Below are 10,427 nucleotides of genomic sequence, written 5' to 3'. Positions count from 1 at the left end.
TACTTCAGCCCGATGGATCGCCGGTACCGCGTATTCCTGGAATACTTCCCCCACCGCTCGACTGTGGCGAGTCTGCTCCGGTGGGGCGAAGCGTTCGGGGGATTTCACAACATGAAGATGGGGTTAACTTGACAGTCTCGGGGCATATCATGGATGACACCAAACGCTAAGAGTTCGCGGCGAGGCGCCTGGCCTCCCGTGGCGCGTCCCCCATGACCTACGGCCGGCCCGGTCACTGCTCTTCCACGCCGAGGACGGCCAAGTACTGCTTGCGGACGGCGTCCTTCGCTAGGCGGACCAATGCCTCTTGGTCTTCCACGTCCCCGAATATGCCGAGTTTGATGCTCGCGCCGGCACTTTGCGCATGGCCCCCGGCGTTCTGCTTACCGAAGGCCTTCGCCAAGGCGTCGCCGAGGTTCACGCGCACGTCCTGGCTGCGGCCGCTGATGTGAAGCGTGTCGTCTTGGATGCCGAAGACGATGACGGTCGTGATGCCTTCGAGTTTCAGTAGGAAGTCTGCGGCCTGCGGGAGGGTGTCACGGTCCCGGATGAACTCGACACAGGTGAGAAGATGCGACCCATGCACCTCGCGGTTCCGGATGGCCTTTCCAAGGACGTCGACGGTCTCGGACGCAAGCGGCGGCTCCTCGATCCTCGCGAGGAGATCCATGTCGGCGAAGGCGGAAAGGAACGTCGCCGCGGTCATGTCCTCGGACGTCGCTCCGCGCGTGAACACGGCGGTGTCCGTCCGGATCCCGTGGAGGAGCGCCGTCGCGAGGCGCGCGTCCACCGGGACGTTCAGTTGTTGGAGGTAGCGCGTCATGATGGTGGACGTCGCTCCCACGGCGGGGCGGACGTCCGCGAAATCAGCGTGGACGCCGCCATCGAGTGGCGGGTGGTGGTCGAACACCATGTGAGGCTTGGTGCCCTTCGGGAGGACGTTGTAGCGGCCCGGTTCGTTCGCCTCGACGAGCGCCACGCGGTCGTGCTTTGCAAGCGCCTCCGCGACGTCGTCCTTGGGCGCCACTCGCACGAGGTCCAGTTCGAGTAGGTTCACGAACGCCCGGTTCTCCTGGTGTCCGATGTTGCCGCCGTAGTAGATCGTCGCGTCCGCGTTGAAAAGGGTGCAGATCGCCTTGAGGGCTAGGCCCGAGGCCAAGGCATCCGGGTCGGGGTTGCTGTGGAGCACGATCGCAACGGACCTCGCCCCCTTGATTATCTCCGTGAGGGCGGAGCCGGTGCGTTGCACTTCGAAGGCCTCCACCTCACGAACGACCGATCGGGCGATGACCTCGCTCGGCTGTAGGACGGAATTGCCGCCGACCTTCTCGAACGCCTCCGCCGAGACCGGGTCCAAAGCACGGGCGATTGAGAACTTCTGCGGAAGCTCGCGGTTAATGAATTTCAGGGCGCTGAGGTTCGCTTCCATGTTGCTTCCAAGAAGAAGGATGGCATCGGCCCGGCGTAGCGCCGCAAGGTGCGCAGCGAGGTTATGGAGGTCCCCGACGACCGATTCGAGCTCGAAATCCCGGAGGTTCTCGACGCGTTTCTTGTTGTTGTCGATGATGAGGAGTTCGTGGCCCCGCTCTTTGAGCATCTTGGCCACGTTGAAGCCCACGGAGCCGCAGCCCAGGATGACGTACACGGTCCCGGTCAAGCGCGGGCGTGCTCTTAAAAGTCCCTTCGCAGAGCGTGACCCGGGCGCATTTCCGGCGGGTCCGTCCGGGGCCTCCATGTGGAGGCGACCCCGCGGTGCAGTCTTTCAAGAAACCACGAAATGTAAGGCGAGGCCATTACAAACCTTATATACGCCTCGCCCTCGTTCAAAAAACGGGAGAATGCCCGAGACCTGCACCGCCTGCGGCGAACGCACCGTGGTCTTCATGCTCGCCAATAAGTGGCGATGCAAGAGCTGCGGGAAGTACTACGATTGGGCGGAGATCAAGAAGGCGAAAGGCGAGCTGTGAGCCGGGCGGAGAGCGGGTTGATGGGCCGCGAACTATTTTCGTAAACTTATAATACTGCGCGGCCCGTGTTATCTTTTTGCCCTTCGGCACGAGAGAAAACTTTCGGCCACGCCCCCGGGGGACGGTCAAATGCCGACGGCGCATAGGATGGATGCACACAATGAAGTTCGACCTGAAGGTCCAGATGGACCGCCGCTTCGACAACCGAGCAAGCAACCTGACAGTCCGGAAATTCGGCGGCGACGGGACCCGAAGCCTTAACTGAATACTCGGGGGGATGATCCATGAAACCACTCATACACTACGGTGGGTTCGCAAGCGCCTGCGTCTCCAGATTCGAGTCGCAAGCGCACAAGGACCTTGAAGCACGCATCCAGCACCGCCACGGCCACGCCGCCGAGGACGAATGCCGGCCGGGCTGCATCTACGTCGATGGCCCGTTCCCGGAACAAGCGCCATTCGAAGAGGTGCCGGACGGCGACCCCGCGTCATTCTCGGGGCCCGACGCCTGATGCCAAGGCGATGCGCCTGTCGGGGAGCGTGGCCGCGGGTCGGATTCTTGGCGGCGGCGAGATGCTGGGAGTGCATGCATCCTCTCAAAAAACACACAGCGTCTGTCGGTTGTGCCTTCACCTAGATTGATCGGCGGTGTCGGGGAGGGGATTTGAACCCCTTCTGCGCGGACTTCGCTTTGCTCCGTCCGCTTGCAGCGGTTCAAATCCAGAAGTGTCGGGGAGGGGATTTGAACCCCTGACTTACGGATTATGAGTCCGTCGCTCTACCAGTCTGAGCCACCCCGACGGGTGCGTTTCGAATACAGAAGGGGTTAATGAGTCCGTCGCTGCGATGACCATCCGAAGGATGGGCGAGCCGCGGCGGGTGAGCATGGCGAACCCGCCAGCGCTACCAGTCTAAAGCCACCCCGACGGGTGTGCGGGGAAGTGGAATCCGGGTAATGTAATCTGGGGTCTTCGCGTGCCCTACTCCACCGCGACTTCTAGAATGCCATGGTGGCGCTCGGCGAGAAGCCTCGCGAGCTTGATGTTCCGCCCACCCTTGCCGATGGCCTTTCCCTTCGACCTTGGGTCGACGGTGACGGTCGCTCGCTTGACGCCTCCGCCTCGGTCGTATATCTCTACTTTCTGCACGTCGTGGCGCCTGAAGATGTTCCCGACGAACGTCGCGGGGTCGGGGTTGTACGCGATTATCTCCACATCGCGCTTGAAATAGTTCTTGACGCGTTCGAGGTGGGCTCCGCCCTTCCCGATCGCGCGGCCGATGTCGGTCTCGTCGACCACGAAGACCAAGCGGTCGGGCTCGTCGACACAGTCCCTAACGCTCGATTGGGTCATCGACTGGAACGCCGCGATGAGACGCATCGATTCCATCGTGAGCTTGACTTCGGTCAGTCTTGATACCGCCTATGGACTTCCGTGCGTTTTCGCCGGGTCGACTCCTACGGCCATCCGTCTCAACACGTCGCTAACGCGCCCGGGCGAGCTGCAGCACGTCGCTTTCCCCGGCCTCAAGGATGGAAAGCGCCGCCACACTGAAGGGCTTTCCGCAGACGGTGCCGAGTTCGACGCTTGTCCCCGTGAAGTTGTAGACGGGGATATGGTGGCTCTTCGCTTCCGTCTCGATCTTCGTCTTCCAGTCGGCAGGCGTGTTCGCGGCGAGGACGATGAGCTTCGCTTTCTTGGCCCTAATGGCTTCGGCGGTCTCCTTCGTCCCGATGAGGACTTTCCCGGTCGTTGCGGCCACTTTCAAAGATCTGTTGACGTCCATCTATTGTGCCTCCTTCTCTTCCTCGGTCGCGTCAGGCGCTTCCTCCGTGGAGTCGGCGTCCGTGGCTTCAGGCGCAGGCGCCGCCTCTGCGGGCGGCGCCTCGATTACCGGCGGTGGCGGCGGTATCCACTCCTTCTTCCTCGCGGCCATCTTCGTGAAACTGCCGGGTTTCATCGCAAGGCTCACGGCCCCGGTACCTAGGGAGACGGGTTGGCCCACGATGATGTTCTCGGCGACTCCCTCCAGCGGGTCGACCTCGCCTATGAGGGCGGCCTCCAAGAGGTGGTTCACGGTGATCTCGAACGCGGCGCGGGCAAGGACCGACGATTTCTCTCCCGAGATACCGTGCCTGCCGATCGCGCGGATGTTTCCATCGACGGTCATCACGTCCGCGACAAGCATCAAGTGCCTGATGTCGACGGTGAGACCTTGCTCTGACAGCGTCTTGTGGGCCTCGTTCATGATGGCGCGGCGCGCGGCCTCTATCCCCAAGACCTCGTAGATCTCGCGGAAGTTGTTCGTGTGCGTCGATGTCGTGTCGACGCCCGGGATCTGGATGACCTTCGCGAGGTTCGAGCCTTCCGTATAGATGACGTAGCCGTCCTCCTCGCGCCTCATCACGACGCGCGTGATGTCGGCTATCCCCTTGATCTGGCTGCGTTTCGCCTCGCTTGCGAGCGTCATCAGGGCCTTGTAGGACTCGACGACGGGCTTCACGACGACCCTGTCGCCGCGTACCTCGACGACGGAGTTCTTGAGCTTCTTGAGTTTCTCCGCGATCCCGTCGACCGTGATGTTCTTGAGCTTCGTCTTCTTCTCGTCCGGGACGATGACGACCTCGCGAGTACCGAGGTCCGTGTCGACGGAGGCGATGTCGATGAGGTGCGTCGCCTCCATCTCGGCCGCCACCTGTTGGGCCTTCTCCTGGCTCGCCCGGTGCTCCAGGTCGAGGTGTACTTCCATCATCGGCGTCGACGGCACGCGTCGGGCGTCAACGACCTCTATTAGGCGGGGAAGCCCTAAGGTGACGTTGATCTCAGCGACGCCGGCGTAGTGGAAAGTACGCATGGTCATCTGGGTGCCGGGTTCGCCGATCGATTGGGCGCCGATGATCCCTGCGGCCTCGGTCGGGTCGATGCGGTTGTGCGAGTATTGGCGGTTCAACGCCTCGAGGAGTTGCTTGATGCGTTCGTCAGAGAGTCGCCGATCCCCGATGGTCGTACAGAGTTCGAGGACGACGTTCTCCGGCAACTTGATCTTCGCCTTCTTGGCGATCTCGCGCACCCTCTTCTCGAGAGCACTCATCTTGCGGGCCGGTTCCGGCCCGGTCGAGGCGATGAATTCAAGCTCTTCCGCGGCGGAGACCGGTGCCTTGAACGGCTTGTACTCGCCCACGTGCTCTTTGAGGAGTTCGGCGAGCGATTCGCCGATGCCGTTCACTTCCGCGAGTTCCTCGATCGTCGCGCGTTGGAGGTCGAAGATGGTCTTGTAGCCCGCTTCGATCAACGCGTCGGCCTTGGTCTTGGAGATGCCGGGGATCTCGGTGAACTCCTCGATCGTCTGCTCGACGTCGATGACCTGGTCCTTGAGCTGTTGGATGGTCTCTTCGTTTAGGAGCTCCACTTCGAGGAGTTCCTCCATCGAGGCCCTCTTGATGTCCGCCTTTGTGCGGAAGCCCGCATCGTAGAGCCCGGCGGCGACGTCGTCTTCCATCCCCTTGATGGATTGGAGTTCGGCGATGTCGCGCTCGACGTGAGGTCCTTCTTCGGCCTTTCCCTTCTTTCCCTTCTTGCCCGCCTTCGAGATAGCGTCCTCTTTGGCGGCCTTCTTGTCGTCCTTCTTTTCGATTTTCTTGGCGCCGCGCAGTTCGTCCTTCGTTGCGGGCTTCGCTTTCTTTTCGACCTTCTCTGGTTTCGCGGAGGCCTTCTTTTCCTTCTTGTCCTCTTTCTTTGCCACTTTACTCGCCTCCGTAGTCGGTGTCTTCGTCGTTTTCAGAAAGCTCGTCGAGCATCGATCGGGTGAGTTCCACGTCCTCACGGTCGTAAGTCGAGCGCCCACGCGTCGTCTTCTCCGGACCAACGTCGATGCCGAGGACCTCGCGTATCGCCTCGTTGAGGTTCACGGACTTGCCGCGTAGCGACCGCGTGGGGTCGACGCCGTCCTCTCCGTAGTCGAATTGGATGATGGTGCCGACGGTGTTCCTTACCGTGCCGTCGTATTCGACTTTCAGGTCTTCGAGAGCGTTGATGAGGCGTCTTTGCATGTAGCCTGAGCGCGATGTCCGAACGGCCGTGTCGACGAGACCTTCACGACCACCCATCGAGTGGAAGAAGTACTCGACTGGCGAGAGCCCGGTCTTGTAGCTCGATTTCACGAAGCCCTTAGCGGAGGCGCCCAGATCGCCGCGCTTGAAGTGCGGGAGCGTCCTGTTCTGGTAGCCCCTGCTGATGCGTTCGCCACGGACGGCCTGTTGCCCGACGCAACCCGCCATCTGCGACAGGTTGAGCATCGAACCACGGGCGCCCGATTTGGCCATGATGACGGCCGAGTTGTCAAGCCCCAAGTGACCACCGGCGATCTTTCCGGCTCCGTCACGGGCCTTGCCGAGTTCACGCATGATGTTGATCTCAAGCGTCTCCTCCAGAGAGCGGCCCGGCATCTGGTCGAGCTGGCCCGCGTGGTACGCCGCGACGAGCTTCTCGACCTTGTCCATCTGTTCCGTAAGAAGCCCGTCGATCTGGCGGCGCGCCTCCACGGGGATGTCCTCGTCGTCGATGCCGGTCGTGAAACCCTGGACCATGATCGCTCCGATGCAGAGCTTCGTCACGTTGTCGATGAAGGCCCTTGCCCCGTCGGCCCCGTGCTTCCTGATCACCTTGTTCAGGATCTCGCCCTTGAAAGCGCCGATCGCCTTCTCGTCGATGGGGCCGTGGATGAGCAGGCCGTCCTCGATGACCGTGTAACCGCCGTATTGGCAGTAGTCGACGCCGGGTTTTCCGGCCTTGGCGCCCGTCGAGATGGGGAGATTGTCCTCCGCGCACGATTCGCCTTCGCGTATCTCCGGGTGGAACCTCATCGAGAGGCCCTCCGGAAGGACATGGCTGAACACCTGTTTTCCCGTCCAGAGATCCTCGATGGCTTTCGTCCCGTCTGGGAGCTTGTCGCCTGCCTTGAAGGCTGGCGGGTACTTGACGTTCCTCTGGTTGATCTTCGCAAGGATAGCGAGCGTTTGCCCGCGCGTGAAGAACTGGTCGCGGAACGTCAGGAGGAACGCGCCGGTGATCTCGTCGTGGATCGCACCGATGATGGGACCGCCGAAGCGCGGACTGAGGATGTGCTCCTGAACGCGCATCAGTATCCTGGCCTCCGCCCGTGCCTCTTCGCCTTGGAGCACGTGGAGGTTCATCTCGTCGCCGTCGAAATCAGCGTTGTACGGCGGACACACGGAGAGGTTGACGCGGAACGTCTTGTGCGGCATGATGCGCACTTCGTGCGCCATCATGGACATCCGGTGTAGCGACGGTTGCCGGTTGAAGAGGACGATGTCCCCGTCCATCAAGTGGCGCTCGACGATGAAACCGGGTTCGAGCCTCTTCGCGACTTCCTCCGCGTTTTGCGCGGTCGTCTTGATTCGCCGTCCATCGGATCGCACGACGTAGTTCACGCCCGGGTGCTTGTCCGGCCCGTTGGCCACCAGTTCCTTCGCTTTCTCGATGTTGTACACGGTGATCTTCATCGGCACCGTGAGTTCCATCGCGGCTTCCAATGGCACGCCGACCTCGTTGATGCTGATGTTCGGGTCGGGCGAGACGACCGTCCTCGCGCTGAAATTCACCCGCTTTCCCGAGAGGTTGGACCTGAACCGGCCTTCCTTGCCCTTGAGCCGCTGGCTCAAGGTCTTCAAGGGCCGGCCCGAACGGTGCCTTGCGGGCGGTATCCCGGACGTCTGGTTGTCCATATAGGTCGTGATGTGGTACTGGAGCAACTCCCAAAGGTCCTCGACGATGAGTTGCGGGGCCCCGGCGTCGCGGTTCTCTTGAAGACGCTGGTTGATGCGCAGAACGTCCACCAGCTTGTGAGTGAGGTCGTCCTCGCTCCTCTCACCTGATTCGAGGGTGATCGACGGACGCATCGTCACCGGCGGCACCGGAAGCACGGTGAGGATCATCCACTCGGGTCGAGCGACTTTCGTGTTGATGTTGAGAAGCTCCAGGTCTTCGTTACTGACCTTCTCCAGCCACTCCCGGATGTCGACGGGGGTCAGTTTATGGCCCTCTTCGCGGAAGGTCGTCGGTTTTTCGAAGTCGATCTTCTTTATCGACTCGCCGCAGCGGGGGCACGCAGCGCCCGCGGGCTTTGCGACCTCCTTGGCGACGACCGAGAGCAGGTAACCCGTGTCCTCGTTCGCTTCCTTGATCCGCTTGAACTCCGCGTAGTGCTTCTCCGCGGTCTCCTTCGGAAGGAGGATCTTGCCGCATGCTCTGCAAGCGGATTTGAGAAGACCTTTGATGATCTTCGTGTACCCGACATGGATCACCGGCATCGCGAGATCGATGTGGCCGAAGTGTCCGGGACAGTCGCCGACCGTGCGACCGCAGGTCTTGCAGCGAAGTCCCGGCTCGATGACCCCTAGGCGCGGGTCCATGAGCCCCATGTCGATGGGGAACCCGTCATCGTCGTAGGTGTCGGCCGTGATGATCTTCGTCGCCGAAAGCGCGCGGATCTCGGTGGGCGAGAGCAGCGCGAAGGCGATGCTCCCGATCTTCTTGGGGGCGTTCGTGATCATCTACGCGGTCACCTCCGACATCTTCGCGAGTGAACGCGTAGATGTAGTGGGACGAGCGAGCCGTGCGAGCGAGTTCCACGTCATATCAGGTCCTCCAGTTGGATCCGTGGTGCCACAGTCAAGGACTTCAACTCGTCGAGGAGGAGCTTGAAAGCGTAGCTCATCTCGACCGGGTAGATGTCGGACTCGTCTCCGCACTTGGCGCAGCGCATGAAGCCGCGTCGGTCCTGCATCGCAACGTGGCCGCAGTTCTTGCAGACGAGCTCGGTGACACGGTCGGACTCGTCGAGAAGCCGGTCCTTGATGACCATGGCCGCTCCGTGCCCGATGAGGCAGTCCCTTTCCATCTCACCGAACCTGAGTCCTCCGTCACGCGCTCGGCCTTCCGTCGGCTGACGCGTGAGGATCTGGACGGGGCCGCGGCTGCGGGCGTGCATCTTGCCGGACACCATGTGGTGGAGCTTCTGGTAATAGATCACGCCGACGAAGATGTCGGCGGGGATCCGTTCCCCGGTCTGCCCATCGTATAGTACTTCCTTCGCAGTGTGGACGAAGCCGTTCTTCATGAGCGCTTCGCGGAGGTTCTCCTCGTTCTCGCCGGAGAAAGGCGTTCCGTCGATGGAGCGGCCCTCCATGCAGCCGACCTTGCCGCCGAGCATCTCCAAGACGTGTGCGACGGTCATGCGCGACGGGATGGCGTGCGGGTTGATGACGAGGTCCGGCGTGAGGCCGCCTTCCCCGAAAGGCATAGACTCCGCGGGGACAATGAGCCCGATGACGCCTTTTTGGCCGTGGCGCGAAGCGAACTTGTCGCCAAGCTCCGGGATGCGGTTGTCGCGCACCTTCACCTTGACGAGCCGTGAGCCGTTCGAAGACTCCGTGACCATCACGGTATCGACGGTCCCCGCCTCGCCGTGGCGGACGGTGACGGACGTTTCGCGGCGCTTCTGTGGTGTAAGGAAATCGCTCGGCTCCTCAAGGAAACGAGGCGGACTGGTCTTGCCGATCAAGACGTCCCCGGGCCCGACGTCGGTCTCGGGATTGATGAGGCCGTCCTCGGCGATCTTAGAGTACATCTCCGGCGCTCGAGCGCCCTTGACCTCCGGGGAGGGGATCTCGAAGTGGTCTTCCTGACCGCCCGGGTAGCGCCGCTCTTCGGCGGCGTACGTTCGGAAGAAGCTCGACCGTCCAAGGCCCCGCTCGATGGAGGCCTTGTTCATGATCAAGGCGTCTTCCATGTTGTAGCCGTGGAAGGACAGGACGGCGACCACGAAGTTCTGGCCCGAGGGCCGGCGGTCGAAATTGATGTAGTCCATCCCCTTCGTGCGGCACATCGGCGCCTGAGGGTAATGGAGGAAATGGCCTCGGGTCTCGGGCCGTAGGCGGAAATTGCTCTGCGCAAAACCCAGGCTCTGCTTACCCATTCCAGCGCCCATCGTGTTACGCGGCGCGGAGTTATGCTCCGGGTACGGCACGATCGACGTGGCTATCCCAAGGATGACCATCGGGTCCACTTCCATGTGTGAGTGGTCCGGGGTGACGGCACCTTCGTTTATCGCGACGTAGATGTTCTCCTCTTCCTCGGCGTCGACGTACTCGACCACACCCTCGCGGATGAGGTCGCTCCACGTGAGCTTGTTCTCGCGAAGATCTCTCAAGTGCTCGTCCGTGACGGCGGGTTTTCCGTCCTTGACGACGATGAGCGGACGGCGCGCCCTTCCGGGGTCGCAGTTGATGAAGACGTCGTTCGTCGCCTCGTCGAGGCGCACGTTGACCTCGGTCGAGAGAAGCCCTTGGCGACGCCTCGAGCGGATCTTCTCGACGAGTTCACGTGGGTTGTCCACAACACCGGCGAGGTCTCCGTTCACGTAGACCTTTGCGCCTCCGAT

The 10,427-nt window shown here is 61.9% G+C and carries 7 protein-coding genes and 1 tRNA gene; 1 reads left to right on the top strand and 7 read right to left on the bottom strand.

Features of this window, described 5'->3' with window-relative positions; translation table 11 throughout:
* Positions 1 to 232: 232 nt before the first annotated feature.
* On the bottom strand, positions 233 to 1,657 hold the full coding sequence (locus HY556_07420) for an NAD-binding protein (protein MBI4393607.1): 1,425 nt from the start codon (positions 1,655 to 1,657) through the stop codon (positions 233 to 235).
* 594 nt (positions 1,658 to 2,251) lie between these two features.
* Here HY556_07420 and HY556_07415 point away from each other — a divergent pair.
* On the top strand, positions 2,252 to 2,479 hold the full coding sequence (locus HY556_07415) for a hypothetical protein (protein MBI4393606.1): 228 nt from the start codon (positions 2,252 to 2,254) through the stop codon (positions 2,477 to 2,479).
* A 215-nt stretch (positions 2,480 to 2,694) separates the two neighbouring features.
* Here the strand turns inward: HY556_07415 and HY556_07410 are convergent.
* The 6 genes from HY556_07410 to rpoB form a co-directional block, all read right to left on the bottom strand.
* Positions 2,695 to 2,768: transfer RNA gene (locus tag HY556_07410), tRNA-Met, on the bottom strand.
* Between the two features lie 179 nt (positions 2,769 to 2,947).
* Positions 2,948 to 3,355: a NusA-like transcription termination signal-binding factor gene (locus tag HY556_07405; protein MBI4393605.1), complete on the bottom strand. Its 408-nt coding sequence runs from the start codon at positions 3,353 to 3,355 to the stop codon at positions 2,948 to 2,950.
* Between the two features lie 94 nt (positions 3,356 to 3,449).
* The gene (locus HY556_07400) at positions 3,450 to 3,752 is read right to left on the bottom strand and encodes a 50S ribosomal protein L30e (GenBank protein MBI4393604.1); all 303 of its coding nucleotides are present in this window, start codon (positions 3,750 to 3,752) and stop codon (positions 3,450 to 3,452) included.
* On the bottom strand, positions 3,753 to 5,708 hold the full coding sequence (rpoA2, locus tag HY556_07395; protein MBI4393603.1) for a DNA-directed RNA polymerase subunit A'': 1,956 nt from the start codon (positions 5,706 to 5,708) through the stop codon (positions 3,753 to 3,755). It lies immediately after the preceding gene.
* Position 5,709: 1 nt separating this feature from the next.
* A complete protein-coding gene (locus HY556_07390) occupies positions 5,710 to 8,538 on the bottom strand; it encodes a DNA-directed RNA polymerase subunit A' (GenBank protein MBI4393602.1) in 2,829 nt (942 codons plus the stop codon).
* 80 nt (positions 8,539 to 8,618) lie between these two features.
* Positions 8,619 to 10,427, bottom strand: coding sequence for a DNA-directed RNA polymerase subunit B (rpoB, locus tag HY556_07385; GenBank protein ID MBI4393601.1), 1,809 nt, complete (start codon positions 10,425 to 10,427; stop codon positions 8,619 to 8,621).

The sequence above is a fragment of the Euryarchaeota archaeon genome (genome assembly GCA_016207515.1).
Lineage (GTDB): Archaea > Thermoplasmatota > SW-10-69-26 > JACQPN01 > JACQPN01 > JACQPN01.
The sequence above is the reverse complement of the archived record's forward strand: the minus strand, read 5'-3'. Positions and strand labels throughout refer to the sequence as shown.